At 73.9% G+C, this 15527-nt stretch carries 15 protein-coding genes; 10 read left to right on the forward strand and 5 right to left on the reverse strand.

Annotated features, from left to right (window positions below):
- Positions 1–43: 43 nt before the first annotated feature.
- The 3 genes from PH190_RS08340 to uvrB are packed head-to-tail and all read left to right on the forward strand — an operon-like array spanning position 44 to position 3428.
- Positions 44–769 (forward strand): TetR/AcrR family transcriptional regulator, encoded by a 726-nt coding sequence (locus PH190_RS08340; RefSeq protein WP_274231031.1) that lies wholly within the window; start codon positions 44–46, stop codon positions 767–769.
- Complete coding sequence (locus PH190_RS08345; protein WP_274231032.1) at positions 766–1170, forward strand: nuclear transport factor 2 family protein; 405 nt, start codon at positions 766–768, stop codon at positions 1168–1170. The genes PH190_RS08340 and PH190_RS08345 overlap by 4 nt, the downstream gene beginning before the upstream one ends.
- Before the next feature lie 47 nt (positions 1171–1217).
- A complete protein-coding gene (uvrB, locus tag PH190_RS08350; RefSeq protein WP_274231033.1) occupies positions 1218–3428 on the forward strand; it encodes an excinuclease ABC subunit UvrB in 2211 nt (736 codons plus the stop codon).
- A gap of 7 nt (positions 3429–3435) precedes the next feature.
- Here uvrB and PH190_RS08355 read toward each other — a convergent pair whose 3' ends face one another.
- Positions 3436–4107, reverse strand: coding sequence for a UdgX family uracil-DNA binding protein (locus PH190_RS08355; RefSeq protein ID WP_274231034.1), 672 nt, complete (start codon positions 4105–4107; stop codon positions 3436–3438).
- Between the two features lie 175 nt (positions 4108–4282).
- Between PH190_RS08355 and PH190_RS08360 the strand changes: the two genes are divergently transcribed.
- Positions 4283–4705, forward strand: coding sequence for a VOC family protein (locus PH190_RS08360; RefSeq protein WP_274231035.1), 423 nt, complete (start codon positions 4283–4285; stop codon positions 4703–4705).
- On the opposite strand, the gene PH190_RS08365 is transcribed toward PH190_RS08360, so the two are convergent.
- Complete coding sequence (locus PH190_RS08365) at positions 4665–5279, reverse strand: GNAT family N-acetyltransferase (protein WP_274231036.1); 615 nt, start codon at positions 5277–5279, stop codon at positions 4665–4667. The two genes, PH190_RS08360 and PH190_RS08365, sit on opposite strands and share 41 nt — an antisense overlap.
- Positions 5280–5361: 82 nt before the next feature.
- Between PH190_RS08365 and PH190_RS08370 the strand changes: the two genes are divergently transcribed.
- From PH190_RS08370 to PH190_RS08390, 5 genes are all read left to right on the forward strand, one after another.
- Positions 5362–6627, forward strand: a complete 1266-nt coding sequence (locus PH190_RS08370) for a GAF domain-containing protein (protein WP_274231037.1) — start codon at positions 5362–5364, stop codon at positions 6625–6627.
- 87 nt (positions 6628–6714) lie between these two features.
- On the forward strand, positions 6715–7731 hold the full coding sequence (locus PH190_RS08375) for a 2,3-butanediol dehydrogenase (RefSeq protein WP_274231038.1): 1017 nt from the start codon (positions 6715–6717) through the stop codon (positions 7729–7731).
- Entirely contained in the window at positions 7728–8510 is a 783-nt protein-coding gene (locus tag PH190_RS08380; RefSeq protein WP_274231039.1) for an acetoin reductase, read from the forward strand. The genes PH190_RS08375 and PH190_RS08380 overlap by 4 nt, the downstream gene beginning before the upstream one ends.
- A 209-nt stretch (positions 8511–8719) precedes the next feature.
- Positions 8720–8995, forward strand: coding sequence for a hypothetical protein (locus PH190_RS08385; protein WP_274231040.1), 276 nt, complete (start codon positions 8720–8722; stop codon positions 8993–8995).
- A gap of 70 nt (positions 8996–9065) precedes the next feature.
- Entirely contained in the window at positions 9066–11024 is a 1959-nt protein-coding gene (locus PH190_RS08390) for an ATP-dependent Clp protease ATP-binding subunit (RefSeq protein WP_274231041.1), read from the forward strand.
- Positions 11025–11075: 51 nt separating this feature from the next.
- Here PH190_RS08390 and glmS read toward each other — a convergent pair whose 3' ends face one another.
- From glmS to PH190_RS08405, 3 genes are all read right to left on the reverse strand, one after another.
- A complete protein-coding gene (gene glmS, locus PH190_RS08395) occupies positions 11076–12887 on the reverse strand; it encodes a glutamine--fructose-6-phosphate transaminase (isomerizing) (protein ID WP_274231042.1) in 1812 nt (603 codons plus the stop codon).
- Positions 12888–12901: 14 nt separating this feature from the next.
- Positions 12902–13159, reverse strand: coding sequence for a hypothetical protein (locus PH190_RS08400; protein WP_274231043.1), 258 nt, complete (start codon positions 13157–13159; stop codon positions 12902–12904).
- A 163-nt stretch (positions 13160–13322) separates the two neighbouring features.
- Positions 13323–13907, reverse strand: coding sequence for a TetR/AcrR family transcriptional regulator (locus tag PH190_RS08405; protein WP_274231044.1), 585 nt, complete (start codon positions 13905–13907; stop codon positions 13323–13325).
- A gap of 93 nt (positions 13908–14000) precedes the next feature.
- Between PH190_RS08405 and PH190_RS08410 the strand changes: the two genes are divergently transcribed.
- Positions 14001–15512 carry a CocE/NonD family hydrolase gene (locus tag PH190_RS08410; protein ID WP_274231045.1) on the forward strand — a complete coding sequence of 504 codons (1512 nt, stop codon included), beginning with the start codon at positions 14001–14003 and terminating at the stop codon, positions 15510–15512.
- The last annotated feature ends 15 nt before the right edge of the window (positions 15513–15527 follow it).

The raw sequence follows: 15527 nt of genomic DNA on the forward strand, positions 1-15527 counted from the left end.
GTACGGTAGACACAGAAGACGCGACGAGGCAAGGACGAGACGGATGAGCAGGACGACCGGCACGGACCCTGCCGCGGGCCACGTCCTGTGGCGGACCCCCGAGGAGCCGAGGCGCGGGCCGCGCCGCGGGCTGACCCTCGACGAGGTCGCGCGGGCGGCCGTCGAGGTGGCCGACCGGGACGGGCTGGCCGGGCTGTCGATGCAGCGGGTGGCCGCCGAGGTCGGGCTGACCAAGATGGCGCTCTACCGCTACGTCGCGAACAAGGACGAGCTCGAGGCCGTCATGATCGACGCCGCGGTCGAGGAGCCGCCGGCTCCGGACGCGCTCGCCGGCACCTGGCGTGAGCAGGCCGAGGAGTTCGCGCGCCTGGTGTCCGACGTCTGGACGCGGCACCCGTGGCTGCCGTGGGTGACGGTCGGCGAGCGGGTGATGGGCCCCCGCGAGGTCGGGTGGGTCGAGGCCGCGGTGCGTGTGTTCGAGCCGCTCGGCCTCACCCCCGACGAGCGGATGGACGCGGTGTCGATGCTGTTCGGGCACCTGCGCACCACCCTCGCGACGGCGTCGGCCGGCACCCGGCCGTGGACCGCCGACCCCGCGGGCGGGAGCACGATGCGCGACCTCGTCGCGGCCCACGCCGAGCGCTATCCGGCCCTGACCGCCGTGATGACCGATCCCGGTCGCCCGGTCGTCTCCCGCTGGGACTTCGGGCTGCGCTGCCTGCTCGACGGGTTCGCGGCGGCCGCCCGGCGCCGGGAGGGCTCGCGGTGAGCGCGACCCCGGCGGTGCTGCACCGCTACCTGGCCGCGCTCGACGCCGGCTCGGTCGACGACGTCCTCGCCTGCTTCGCCCCGACCGGGGAGGTGGCGTCGCCGCTGTACGGGACGATGCCGGCCGCGGAGTTCTACCCGGGGCTGTTCGCCGACTCGTCGGCGTCGAGCACCGAGCTGCGCCGCGTGTACGTCGACCCCGCCGACGACCGCGAGGTCGCGCTCGCCTTCCACTACGCGTGGGTGCTCGGCGACGGCACGCCCGCCCCGTTCGACGTCGTCGACCTCGTGACGCTGACCGACGACCGCGAGCGGATCGCCCGGCTCACCATCTGCTACGACACCGCGCCCCTGCGGAGCTCCTGGCAGCGGGTGACCGGTGGCGGTGCAGAGGCCGGCTGAGGCCGCTCCCGGCACCGTTGTCGGGGGGCGCGGTTAACCTCGATCCCATGGCGTTCGCGACAGAGGTTCCGGGGTCGGCCCGCGAGGGGGAGAACCCCGAAGGGCTGCCCGACGAGGCCCTCGCGCACTCGGAGTTCCGCCCGGTCGGCGAGATCGAGCGCACCGGGGTCCCGTTCGAGGTCGTCAGCCCCTACGAGCCGGCGGGCGACCAGCCGGCGGCCATCGAGGAGCTCGAGAAGCGGGTGAAGGCCGGCGAGCACGACATCGTGCTGCTCGGCGCCACCGGCACGGGCAAGTCGGCCACCACGGCCTGGCTCATCGAGCGGGTGCAGCGCCCGACGCTGGTGATGGCGCCCAACAAGACGCTGGCGGCCCAGCTGGCCAACGAGTTGCGCGAGCTGCTGCCCAACAACGCGGTCGAGTACTTCGTCTCGTACTACGACTACTACCAGCCCGAGGCGTACATCGCGCAGACCGACACCTACATCGAGAAGGACTCCTCGATCAACGAGGACGTCGAGCGGCTGCGCCACTCGGCGACGTCCAACCTGCTCTCGCGCCGCGACGTCGTCGTGGTCGCGTCCGTGTCCTGCATCTACGGCCTCGGCACGCCGCAGTCGTACCTCGACCGGTCGGTGCAGCTCGCGGTGGGCGAGGAGCTCGACCGCGACCAGCTGCTGCGCGCCCTGGTCGACGTGCAGTACACCCGCAACGACATGGCGTTCGCCCGCGGCACGTTCCGGGTCCGCGGCGACACCGTGGAGATCATCCCGGCGTACGAGGAGCTCGCGGTCCGCATCGAGTTCTTCGGTGACGAGATCGAGTCGCTGTACTACCTCAACCCGCTGACCGGCGACGTGGTCAAGCAGGTCGACGACGTGCGCATCTTCCCGGCCACCCACTACGTGGCCGGCCCCGAGCGCATGGAGAAGGCGGTCAAGGCCATCGAGGCCGAGCTCGAGGAGCGGCTGGCCGAGCTGGAGCGCCAGGGCAAGCTGCTCGAGGCCCAGCGGCTGCGCATGCGCACCACCTACGACATCGAGATGATCCGCCAGGTCGGCTTCTGCTCGGGCATCGAGAACTACTCGCGCCACATCGACGGCCGCGGTCCGGGCACGGCGCCGGCCACGCTCATCGACTACTTCCCGCAGGACTTCCTGCTGGTCATCGACGAGTCGCACGTGACGGTGCCGCAGATCGGCGGCATGTACGAGGGCGACATGTCCCGCAAGCGCAACCTCGTCGAGTACGGCTTCCGCCTGCCGAGCGCCACCGACAACCGCCCGCTGACGTGGGAGGAGTTCGCCGACCGCATCGGGCAGACCGTCTACCTGTCCGCGACGCCGGGCGACTACGAGATGCGGATGGCGGGCGGCGAGTTCGTCGAGCAGGTCATCCGCCCCACCGGCCTCGTCGACCCGGAGGTGGTGGTCAAGCCGACGAAGGGCCAGATCGACGACCTGGTCGGCGAGATCCGCACGCGGGTCGAGAAGGACGAGCGGGTCCTGGTCACGACGCTGACCAAGAAGATGGCCGAGGACCTCACCGACTACCTGCTCGAGCTCGGCATCAAGGTCCGCTACCTGCACTCCGAGGTCGACACGCTGCGGCGGGTCGAGCTGCTGCGCCAGCTGCGGTCGGGGGAGTACGACGTCCTGGTCGGCATCAACCTGCTCCGCGAGGGCCTCGACCTGCCCGAGGTGTCGCTGGTGGCCATCCTCGACGCCGACAAGGAGGGCTTCCTGCGCAGCGAGCGCTCGCTGATCCAGACGATCGGTCGCGCGGCCCGCAACGTCTCGGGTCAGGTGCACATGTACGCGGACACGGTCACCGAGTCGATGCAGTACGCCATCGACGAGACCAACCGGCGCCGCGAGAAGCAGATCGCCTACAACACCGAGCGGGGCGTCGACCCGCAGCCGCTGCGCAAGAACATCGCCGACATCCTCGACCGCGTGTACCGCGAGGCCGAGGACACCGAGGAGTCGGTGGAGATCGGCGGCTCGGCGCGCAACAGCTCGCGCGGACGCCGCGCGGCGGGGGAGGCCGGCGGCGGCCGGGGTCACTCGGGCGTCGTCGAGCACCGCGACACGTCGGGCATGGCGCGCGCGGAGCTGGCCGACCTCATCCAGCAGCTCACCGACCAGATGATGGCCGCGGCCCGCGATCTGCAGTTCGAGCTCGCCGGGCGGCTGCGCGACGAGATCGCCGACCTCAAGAAGGAGATGCGGGGCATGGATGCGGCCGGGGTGAGCTGAGGCCCGCTCAGCCCAGCAGGCCGCCGGCCACCTTCAGGTCCGCGACGAACCCGGCGAGCATCTCGTCGCGGTCCTGCCCGCGGTCGGGGTCCGCGCGCAGGATCGCCGAGGGGTGGATGGTCGGCACGAGGGTCATGTCGTTCCAGGCGCGGGGCTCGCCGCGCTCGGCCGTGATCCGGAACTTCGGGCCGAGCAGCGCCTTGCCGGCGGTGGCGCCCAGGGTGAGCAGCACCTGCGGCTTCACCAGCGCGAGCTCGGCGTCGAGCCACGGCCGGCAGGCGCGGATGTGCCCGGCCTTCGGCGTCTCGTGGATGCGCCGCTTGCCCTGGTAGCGGAAGTTGAAGTGCTTGACGGCGTTGGTGACGTAGGCGTCGTCGCGGGCGATCCCGGCCTCGTCGAGGGCCTCGTCGAGCAGCCGCCCGGCCGGCCCGACGAACGGGGCGCCCTGCCGGTCCTCCTGGTCGCCGGGCTGCTCGCCCACCATCACCAGGCGCGCCGTCGTGGGGCCGGAGCCGAACACGGTGCCGGTGGTGTCGTGGTACAGCTCGCAGCGGGTGCAGCCCGCCGCCTGCGCGCGCAGGGTGTCGAGGTCCGGCGGCAGGTCCGTGCTGGCGTCCGTGCTGGCGTCCGTACTGGCGGGGTCGGCGGCGTCGCCGAACAGGTCGAGCGGCTCGGTCACCGAGCGGGGATGCCCACTGCCCGGCACCGGGAACACGACCTCGCCGCCCGACGCACGGGGTGTGTCAGCCTGGCGTCCACGCTGACACTCGACGTCAGGGAAGCCCCCACGATCACCGGAGCGGCGACCGGGTGCCGGACGCGAGCTGTCCGCCACCACGGCCAGACTGTCCGCCATGGCCCTGGGAGTGCAGATCACGTTCGACGCCCACGACCCGCGCCGGCAGGCCGAGTTCTGGGCGCTCGCGCTCGACTACGTCCGCCAGCCCCCGCCGCCCGGCTTCGACACGTGGGAGGACTTCGCCGCGAAGATCGGCATGCCGGAGGACCAGTGGGACCGGCTGGACGCGGTGATCGACCCCGACGGCGCCGGCCCGCGCCTGCTGTTCCAGAAGGTGCCCGAGGACAAGACGGTGAAGAACCGCGTCCACCTGGACGTCAACGTGGGGGAGGGCGCGGACGACCGGAAGGCCGCGGCCCGGGCCCACCGCGAGAAGCTCGAGGCAGCCGGGGCGCGGTTCCTGCGCGAGGTCGACGAGCCCGCGGGCTGGTGCTTCGTCATGGCGGACCCGGAGGGCAACGAGTTCTGTCTGCAGTGAGCAGGTCCGCCGGCGTGATCGGCCGCGCCATCTCCACCCCGGCGAGGGTCACGCCGGCGGGCGTCGGGACGTCGACGCGGCGCACCTCGGTGAACCCGAACGCCGTGTAGAGCGGCACGCCGGGCAGGGTCGCCATGAGCACCAGGCTCGTGAAGCCCTCCTCGCCCGCGGCGCGGACGCTCGCCTGGAGGATCGCCCGGCCCAGGCCGCGGCGGGTCCGGTCGCCGCGCACGAACATCGCGCGCACCCGCGCCGGCTCGGTCGCCGGGTCGAGCAGCCGCGCGTCGTCGTCGCGGTCACCGGAGCCGGTGTAGAGCCGGGCGCGGCGGCTCCAGCCCCCGCAGGCCTCGACCTCGCCGCCGTCCTCGTGCACGTAGTAGGTGCCGTCCGCGATCATCGCGCGGTCGAGGTGGGCGATGTGGACCTCGGCCGCGGCGGTCTGCTCGGCGTCGTAGAACAGTGGGAACAGGGCCCGCACCGAGGCACGCATCAGCTCGGCGATCGCCGGGACGTCGGCGTCCGTCGCCGTCCGCGGTGTCGGTGGCGTCCCGAGCCCTCGCTGCGTCGTGCGCACCCCTCCAGCCTGGTCTATGGCGCCGCTCACCCCCGCTGCCTAGGCTGCGGCCAGGTCCGTCGTCGACGTCGGGAGGGTCGCCGTGCCGCACCCCGACGACGGCGTCTGCGCCGTCACCCGCAGCACCGACCTGCGCCAGCACGCCCGGCTGCTCCACCAGGCCCACGACGCGCGGCTGTCGGGGAGCCGCCCGTCGACGCCGCTGCGCCGGGTGGTCAGCCGCTCCTGGGACCGGGTGCTGTCGTACGGCGTGGCCCCCGACGGGCGGTCGCTGGACGACCCCGCGCCGCCGGAGATCGTCGAGCGCCGCCGCGCCGAGTCGCCGATCAGCGGGGTGCTGCCGCAGCTGCGCGCGAGCCTCACGGCGGTGGCCGAGGACGCCGAGCACGTCATGGTGATCACCGCCGCCGACGGGTTCGTGCTCTGGCGCGAGGGCGCGGTGCGCGTCGGCCGGCTCGCCGACGACCTCGGCTTCCTGCCCGGCGCCGACTGGACCGAGGCGTCCGTCGGCACCAACGCCATCGGCACGGCGCTCGCCGAGCACGCCTCGGTGCAGCTGTTCTCCGCCGAGCACTTCGTCCGCGCCCAGCACCCCTGGACCTGCACCGCGAGCCCGATCCACGACCCGCGCACCGGCGAGATGCTCGGTGTCGTCGACCTCTCCGGTCCCGCCCCGACGGTGCACCCGACGACCGTCGCCCTCGTGCACACCGCCGTCCGCCTCGCCGAGACCGGCCTGTGGGCGGCGCACGAGACGCGCCTGGAGAGCCTGCGCGCCGTCGCGGCCCCCGTGCTCGCCCGCCAGACCGGGCCGGCGCTCGTCGTCGACGACCACGGGTGGGTCGCCGCCGCCACCGGCCTCGCGCCCCGCGACCGAGTCGGTGTCCCGCAGGCCGGCGAGGCGATGCTCGTGCACGGGCTCGGCGCGTGCCTGCCCGACCGCGTCCCGGGTGGTTGGCTGCTCCGGCCGTCCGACGCCGCGGGACCGAGCCGGACGCGCCTGCGCCTCGACCTCGACGCCGACCCGCCGGCCGCGCTCGTCGAGGGCCACGAGGTCTGGCGCCACATCCTCGGGCGGCGCCACCTGCAGATCGTCGCGCTGCTGATGGCCGCCGGGAGCGCGGGGCTCGACGCGGCCGCGATCAGCCGCGCGCTCTACGACGACGCCGACCACCTCGTGACCGTGCGCGCCGAGCTGTCGCGCCTGCGCCGCGTCCTCGGGGGGCTGCTCGCCGCCCGGCCGTACCGGATCGCGCCCGGGGTGGAGGTCGTGCCGCCGTCGCCGGCGGACACGGCGCGGCTGTTCGGGCCCGGCCGGGGTGCAACACCGCTGCAACCCTGGCCGTGACCCCGGTCACTCCCGTGGGATGTCCTCGAGGCAACCCCGGGAGGACCCATGAAGGCTGCTCGCTTCCACGGTCGTGAGGACGTCCGCGTGGAGGACATCGCGGAACCGCACCCCGGTCCGGGACAGGTACAGGTCGCCGTCGAGTGGTGCGGCATCTGCGGCACCGACCTCCACGAGTTCCTCGACGGCCCGATCTTCACGCCGACGCCGCAGGCGCCGCACCCGCTGACCGGCGGCGCCATCCCGATCACGCTCGGGCACGAGTTCTCGGGGGTCGTCGCCGAGGTCGGCGAGGGCGTGACGGGGCTGTCGGAGGGCGACCGCGTCGTCGTCGAGCCCTACGACGTGTGCGGGACGTGCGTGGCGTGCCGGTCCGGGCGCTACAACATCTGCCGGCAGCTGGGCTTCATCGGCCTCGACGGTGACCAGGGCGGGTTCGCCGAGAAGATGGTGGTCGACCAGCGCTGGGTGCACCCGATCGGCGGCCTCACCACCGAGCAGGGTGCGCTTGTCGAGCCCCTCGCCGTCGGCTACCACGCGACGAAGCTCTCGGGCCTGCAGCCGGGGCAGTCGGCGGCGGTGTTCGGCTCCGGGCCCATCGGGCTCGTGACGGCCGCCGCGCTCAAGGCGTGCGGGGCCGGGCAGGTCGTGGTCGTCGAGCCCGCCGACGCCCGCAAGGCCAAGGCGCCCGGGGCCGGCGCCGACCACGTCCTCGACCCCACCGAGGTCGACGTCCCCGAGGCGATCCGCGAGCTCACCGACGGCGCCGGCGCGGACGTGACGTTCGAGTGCGCCGGCCTCGACCCCGTCCTCGCCCAGGCCGTCGCCTCGACCCGGCCCGGCGGGACCTGCGTCAACGTCTCGATCTGGGGCCACCCGGCCACCTTCGACGTCAACTCGCTGGTGTTCTCCGAGATCCGGCTCATCGGCTCGCTGGCCTACGCCGGCCGCCACCGCGAGGTCATCGACCTCATCCGCGACGGCGTCGTCGACGTCGGGCAGTTCATCACCGGCCGCATCGCCCTCGACGACATCGTCGACCAGGGCTTCCGCGAGCTCATCGACCACAAGGAGACCAACGTGAAGATCCTGGTGCACCCGTGACCGCGGCGGGGACGCGCGTCGCCGTCGTCACCGGGGCCGGGCGGGGGATCGGTGCCGCGATCGCCCGCCGCCTCGCGGGCGACGGGCTGGCCGTGATGGTGTCCGACATCGACCCGTCGACGGCGCAGGAGGTGGCGCAGGAGATCACCGACGCCGGCGGGCAGGCGGCCTCGACCGCCACCGACGTCGCCGACCGCGACGCCTGCTCCGCGCTGGTCGCCGCGACGCGGGAGCGGTTCGGGTCGATCGACGTGATGGTCGCGAACGCCGGGATCGCGCAGGTCAAGACGCTGCGCGAGGTGACGCCCGAGGACCTGCAGAGGATGCTCGGCGTCAACGTCGGCGGCGTGCTGTGGTGCCTGCAGGCGGCGTCCGAGGCGATGATCGAGCAGGGTCGCGGCGGGAAGATCATCAACGCGGCGTCCATCGCCGGGCACCAGGGCTTCGACCACCTCGGGCACTACTCGGCGTCGAAGTTCGCGGTGCGTGCCCTGACCCAGGCGGCGGCCAAGGAGCTGGCGGGCCACCAGATCACCGTCAACGCCTACTGCCCGGGGATCGTCGGCACCACGATGTGGGACGAGATCGACCAGGGCCTCGGCGGCTACCTCGGCACCGGCAAGGGCGAGGCGCTGGCGCAGTACTCGCAGCTCATCGCGCTGGGCCGGGTGCAGACGCCGGAGGACGTGGCGTCGTTCGTCTCGTACCTGGCCAGCAGGGACGCCGACTACATGACCGGCCAGGCGGTGATGATCGATGGCGGGATCGTCATGGTGTAGCCGCGCCGGGGGGTGTCGAGTTGACCACCGGAGTGGCGCGGGTAACATGGTCGACATGCAGGCAGCGCGACACCGAGAGGTAGTACTTCGGCGCGCCGGGTGAGCCAGGGCCCCGGCGCGCACCACCGCTCGTCCCGTGAGGGGCTCTGAGCGGCCCGCCGAGACCTGGCTCGGATCCACCTCCCTCACGGATCCCCAGGAGTCCTGTCGTGACCATGCTCGAGCCGGCCCCCACCCGCCGCCTCTCCCGCCTGCCCCGCCCGTTCACGATCCTGACGACGGGCGGCATGACCGGTGTCATGGACCTCGCGTCGGCGCTGTGCTCGTTCGGCTACCGGGTCCCGGACTTCTCGGTCGACGTCCACGAGGGCGTCAGCTGCAGCTGCATCCAGTGCACGGTGGCCCTGACCAGCGCCGAGTGCTCGGAGTTCGCCGACCGCGTCCGGACGCTGCCCGGCGTGCTCTCGATCGAGCCCAGCTGCTAGCTGCTCGTGCTGGGCGGCGACCTCCGGCGCGCGTCGGTGGTGGTCGCTCGCGCGGGCGCATGATGGTCGGGTGAGCGACGACGCCCGACGTGACCGCGGACCCGACGACCGCGGCGGCCCCGACGACTGGTCGAACCCCCTCGAGCAGCTGATCGGCCGGCTCGTCGAGGGCTTCGGCGACCTCGGCGGCGCGGGCGGGTTCGGCGGCCCGGGTGGCGCGGGCGGGTTCGGTGGCCCGGGCGGCGGCCGGTCCGACACCCGCACGCCCGTGCTCGACCGCTTCGGACGCGACCTCACCGCGATGGCGCGGGCGGGGAAGCTCGACCCGGTCGTGGGCCGTGAGCGCGAGGTCGCCGCCGTCCTCGAGATCCTGGGGCGGCGCACCAAGAACAACCCGGTGCTGGTGGGCGATCCCGGCGTCGGGAAGACCGCGATCGTCGAGGGGATCGCGGCGCGGATCGCCGAGGGCTCGGTGCCGGGCGCGTCGGGGCAGCGGGTGGTGGCGCTGGACCTCGCCGGGCTGGTCGCCGGGACGAAGTACCGCGGCGAGTTCGAGGAGCGGCTGCGGCGCCTGGTGGAGGAGGTCACCGCGACCGACCGCGGCGTCGTGCTGTTCCTCGACGAGCTGCACACCGTCGTCGGGGCGGGCGCCGGCGTCGAGGGGACGATGGACGCCGCGGACATCCTCAAGCCGGCCCTGGCCCGCGGGGAGCTGCAGGTCGTCGGGGCGACGACGATGGAGGAGTACCGCCGTCACGTCGAGTCCGACCCGGCGCTCGAGCGGCGGTTCGCCCCGATCACCGTCGAGGAGCCGACCGTCGAGGAGACCGTCGCGATCCTCGACGGGCTGCGCGAGCGCTACGAGCAGCACCACGGCGTGCGGCTGCCCGAGGACGTCCGTCGCGCCGCGGTCGAGCTGACCGCCCGCCACGTCCGCGACCGCTTCCTGCCCGACAAGGCGATCGACGCCCTCGACACCGCTGCGGCGCGGGTCCGGCTGCGGCGCGGCGAGGACCCGGGCGCGTCGCGGACGGTGGCGGTCGCCGACGTCGCCCAGGTCGTCGCCGACCGCACCGGCCTGCCCGTCGCCCACCTCACCGACTCCGAGCGCACCCGGCTGCTCGAGCTCGCCGACCGGCTGCGGCGCCGCGTCGTGGGCCAGGACCACGCGCTGGAGGCGGTCACCGACGCGGTGCTCGCGGGCCGGGCGGGGATGGGCCAGCCGGGCCGGCCGGTGGCGTCGTTCCTGTTCGCCGGCCCGACCGGGGTGGGCAAGACCGAGCTGGCGCGCGCGCTGGCCGAGGCGCTGCACGGGTCCGACGAGCGGCTCGTGCGCCTCGACCTCGGCGAGTTCCGCGAGGCGCACACCGTCAGCCGCCTCACCGGCGCCCCGCCCGGCTACGTCGGGCACGACCGGCCCGGCGAGCTCACCGAGGCGATCCGGCGGACCCCGTCGTGCGTGGTGCTCCTCGACGAGATCGAGAAGGCGCACCCCGACGTGCTCGCGCTGCTGCTCGGGGTGCTCGACGCCGGTCGGCTGACCGACGGGCGCGGGCGCACCGTGTCGTTCGCCGACGCCGTCGTGATCATGACGAGCAACCTCGGCGCCGCGTCGCTGACCGAGGGCAAGGACCCCGACGACGCGCGGGGCAGCGTCCTGACCGCGCTGGCCCGCGCGCTGCGCCCGGAGTTCCTCGGTCGCGTCGACGAGGTCGTGCTGTTCACCCCGCTCGACCAGGAGGCCCGCCGCGCGGTGGTGGAGCTGCTCCTCGAGGGCACCCGCGAGCGCCTCGCCGCGCAGGAGATCGGGCTGACGGTCACGCCGGCGGCGGTCGACGCGATCGTCGTGCGCGGCCACGACCCGGCCCTGGGTGCGCGGCCGATGCGCCGGGTGGTGACGCGCGAGGTCGACCGGGCGCTGTCGCGGCGGATCGTGGCCGGCGCGCTGCGCCCGGGCGGGCACGCCACCGTCGACGCGCCCGACCCGGACGGCCCGCTGACCATCGAGGTGGGCCTCCGGCCCTCGTGAGCAGAAAGAAGTGCTTCAGCACTTCTTTCTGCTCACCAGCGCGAAGCGCACCTACTCGACGGTGACGCTCTTGGCGAGGTTGCGGGGCTTGTCGATGTCGCGGCCCAGCACCGCGGCGCAGTGGTAGGCGAGCAGCTGCAGCGGGACGCCGAGGATGATCGAGTCGAGCTCGGGCTCGAGGCGCGGCACGCGCAGGACGGCGTCGGCGAGCCCCTCGGGGAGCTCGGCGTTGGTCACCGCGATGACGGGCCCGCCGCGGGCGCGGATCTGCTCGATGGTGCTGACGTTCTTCGCGAGCAGCTCGTCGTCGGGGACGACCACCACGCACGGCATCTGCGCGTCGACCAGCGCGAGCGGGCCGTGCTTGAGCTCGGCGGCCGCGTACGCCTCGGCGTGCACGTAGGAGATCTCCTTGAGCTTCTGCGCGCCCTCGCGGGCGACCGCCGCCCCGCGCACGCGGCCCAGGTAGAACATCGAGCGCGCGTCGGCGTAACGGCGCGCCACCTCGGCCACCTCGTCGCTCGTCTGCAGCGCGGTCTCGACGGCGTCGGGGAGGCGCCGCAGGCCCTCGACCAGGCGCGACCCGTGGGCGGCGGAGAGGTCGCGCACGCGTCCGAGCAGCAGCGCGAGCAGCGTGAACGAGGTCGCCATCGAGCTGAACGCCTTGGTCGACGCGACCGACACCTCGGGGCCGGCGTGCAGGAACATGCCCGCCCCGCACTGTCGCGCGATGGCCGAGCCGATGACGTTGACGACGCCGACGACCCGCCCGCCCTTGCGCTGGAGCTCCTCGACCGCGGCGAGGGTGTCGATGGTCTCGCCGGACTGGCTGACCGCGACGTAGAGGGTCTCGGGGTCGACGAGCGGGTTGCGGTAGCGGAACTCGCTGGCCTGCTCGGCGTCGGCGGGGATGCGGGCGAGCTCCTCGACCAGTCCCGCGCCGATCTGCCCGGCGTAGAGCGCGGACCCGCAGCCGAGGAAGGTCACCCGGCGGATGCCGCGCAGCTCGCGCGGGTCGAGGCGCAGCCCGTCGAGGCGCGCGGTGGCGAAGCGGGCGTCGAGCCGCCCGGCCAGCACCCGGCGCAGGGCGGCGGGCTGCTCGTGGATCTCCTTGGACAGGAAGTCGGCGTGGCCGTCGAGCTCGTAGTCGGCGTCGTCGATGTCCACGGTGGTGGGCGGCCCGAGGCGCGAGCCCTCGTAGCCGGCGGCGGTGAGCGTCGCGAGCTCCCCGTCGGCGAGGAAGACGACCTGGCGGGTGTGGCGCACGAGCGCGGCGACGTCCGAGGCCACGAACATCTCGCCGTCACCGAGGCCCAGGACGATCGGGCTGCCGTTGCGGGCGACGACGAGCTCGTCGGGGTGGCGGGCGTCGAGCACGACGAGCCCGTAGGTGCCCTCGACGACGCGCAGCGCCTCGCGGACCGCGTCCTCCAGCGTGCTCGCGCCGCCGTCGAGGGCGCGGGCGACGAGGTGGGGGAGGACCTCGGTGTCCGTGTCCGAGGTCAGGGTCACGCCGTCGGCGACGAGCTTGGCCCGCAGCTCGTCGGCGTTCTCGAGGATGCCGTTGTGCACGACGGCGATGCGCCCGGCGGCGTCGGTGTGCGGGTGGGCGTTGCGCTCGCTGGGCTCGCCGTGGGTGGCCCAGCGGGTGTGGGCGATCCCGGTGCGTCCGGGCGACTCGTCCTCGCCGAGCGCGGCGCGCAGGTCGTCGACCCGGCCGACCGACCGCGTCGTGCGCAGCGCCTTGCGGTGCGCGACGGCGAGGCCCGCCGAGTCGTACCCGCGGTACTCGAGGCGGGCGAGCCCGTCGACCAGGATCTTCGTCGCCGGACGCGGTCCGACGTACCCCACGATGCCGCACATGATCGCTTCCCCCTCTAGCCGTAGACGATGCGTCGCAGGCGCCGCGCGCTGACCGGTCCGGGCGCCACCGGACGGCGCGCCAGCTCGTCGGCGATCACCGTCCAGATCTCGGCGTTGCGGCGGTCGCGGGCCTGCAGCTCCCGGTGCCGTCGGCGGACGAACTCCTCGGTGGTCTCGGAGTAGTACGCGACGACGTCGGCCACCACGCGCGCGGCGACCTCCCCGGGCAGACCCGTCGACGCGGCCACGTGGCGCACGAGTTCGGGGTCCACATCGATACAGAATGCCCACGGCCGGCCGGGAAGACCAGTTTCCTGCCCGATATCGGGCAGGAAGTGCTCCCGGAGCCGATTCCGGAGCACGACGAGGAATCAGTCTCCCGCGGCGCCGCGCGGCGGCCGACACGGGGGACGCGTCCACCGCCGGTCGTGACGATCAGCGTGCGGCGACACCGCGCAGCAGGGCGTCCACCAGGCGTACGGGCATCTGGTCGTCGACCGGCTCGCGGGTGAGGACGACGCGGAAGTGGACCGGGCTCACGAGCATCTCGACGACGAGCCGGGGGTCGACGGTGTCCGGGAGCTCGCCCCGCTCGACGGCGCGGACGACCATCCGGCAGGACCGCTCGGAGCGGGACGTCCAGTAGCGGTCGCGGGCCCGCTGGGTGTCAGGGTCGTCGCCGGCGACGGCGAGCGTGCGCTCGAGGGCGTGGCCGACGGGCGTGGCCAGGAACGCCGCGAGGTCCCGCGCGTAGGCGGTGAGGTCGTCGCGCAGGTTCCCGGTGTCGGGCACCCGGAGCTGCTCGGACGCGTCGAGCAGCGCGTCGATCAGCAGGTTCTCGCGGTTGCCCCAGCGCCGGTAGATCGACGTCTCGTGGACCCCGGCCCGGTCCGCGACCTCGGCGACCTTCAGCCCCTCGAGCCCGTGGGCGAGGAGGAGCTCGAGCGTGGCGTCGAGGACGGCCGCGCGGACGCGCGCCGACCGGCCGCCGGGTCGGCGCCGGACCTCCGGGGTGCTCATCCCGGCAGCCTAACGCAAGTCCACTTGCTTTCTCGCGAGGTCGAAGCGCACACTCTTGACGCAGGTCGACTGGACTTAACGAGGGAGCTCCCGATGCAGATCGATCGCGACGTCGCGGTCCCGACACGCGACGGCTCGCCCGTCGTCGTCGACGTCTTCCGGCCCGACGGGGACGGCCCGGTGCCGGTGATCGCGTCGGTGGGCCCCTACGGCAAGGACGTGCACTGGCCCGACCGGTACCCGCTCTACGACCTGGTCGCGAACAACGAGCACATGGTGTGGGAGATGCCCGACCCCGAGTGGTGGGTGCCGCGGGGCTACGCCCTGGTGCGGGTCGACACGCGGGGCACCGGGCAGTCACCGGGCCGCCTCGACCTCTACGGGCCGCGGGACGCCGAGGACTTCCACGACGTCGTCGAGTGGGCCGCCGCCCAGCCGTGGTCGACCGGGAAGGTCGCCTCCAGCGGCATCTCCTGGCTCGCGATGATGGGCTGGCGCGTCGCGGCCCTGCAGCCGCCGCACCTCGCCGCGGTGGTGGCGTGGGAGGGGTCGACCGACTTCTACCGCGAGTGCGCCTACCAGGGCGGGCTCTACTCGAACGGGTTCGTCGAGTTCTGGTGGAACCGCCAGATCGAGCCGCAGCGCACCGGGCCCGACGGCGACGACTGGCGCGAGGTGCTCCCGCAGCACCCCCTGCTCGACGCCTTCCACGAGGCGCGCAGCACCGATCTCGACCGCGTGACCGTGCCGCTGCTCTCCGCCGCCAACTGGGGCGCCCTGCACCTGCACCTGCGCGGCAACATCGAGGGCTGGCGCCGGGCCGCCTCGACCGACAAGTGGCTCGTGGTGCACACCGGCACCCACATCGACCCCTACTACGCCGACTGGGCCCAGGAGCTCCAGCTCCGCTTCCTCGACCGCCACCTCAAGGACCAGCCCGACCGCATGGACGGCGTCGCCCCGGTCCAGGTGGCCGTCCGCCACGGCCGGGACGTCGTCTGGCGCGACGCCACCGACTTCCCGCTGCCGGGCACCACGTGGCGCGAGCTCTACCTGGGCGAGGGGACGCTCGACTGGTCGCCGCCGACGTCGTCCGCCGACGTCGCCTACCCGGCCACCTTCGAGACCGCGCCGGCGACGGAGCCCCTCGAGCTCACCGGGCCGGTCGCGCTGCGCCTGTGGCTGTCGGCCGACCAGGACGACCTCGACGTCTTCGCCCGCGTGCAGCACGTCGACGCCGACGGCGCGGTGATCCCCGGTATCGGGCCGCAGGGCGGGCCGGTGCCGATGGCCATGGGGTGGCTGAAGGCGTCGCACCGCGCCGTCGACCCCGAGCGGTCGGAACCCGCCCGGCCCTGGCACCCCCACGACCGGGCCGTGCCGCTGGTCCACGGTGAGCCGACGCTGCTCGAGGTCGAGATCTGGCCGACCAGCATCACCCTCGCGCCCGGCGAGCGGCTGCGCCTCGAACTGGTCACCGGCGACAGCGACCTGGGGATGATGGCCCACGACCACCCCGCGCTCCACCGTCCCGCCGTCGACGCCACCGTCCACCTCGGCGGGGAGCACGCCTCGCACCTGCTCGTGCCGGTGATCCCCGGGTGATCGTGGGGGATCTGC

The organism is Actinomycetospora straminea (genome assembly GCF_028737255.1).
Taxonomy (GTDB): Bacteria; Actinomycetota; Actinomycetes; order Mycobacteriales; family Pseudonocardiaceae; genus Actinomycetospora; species Actinomycetospora straminea.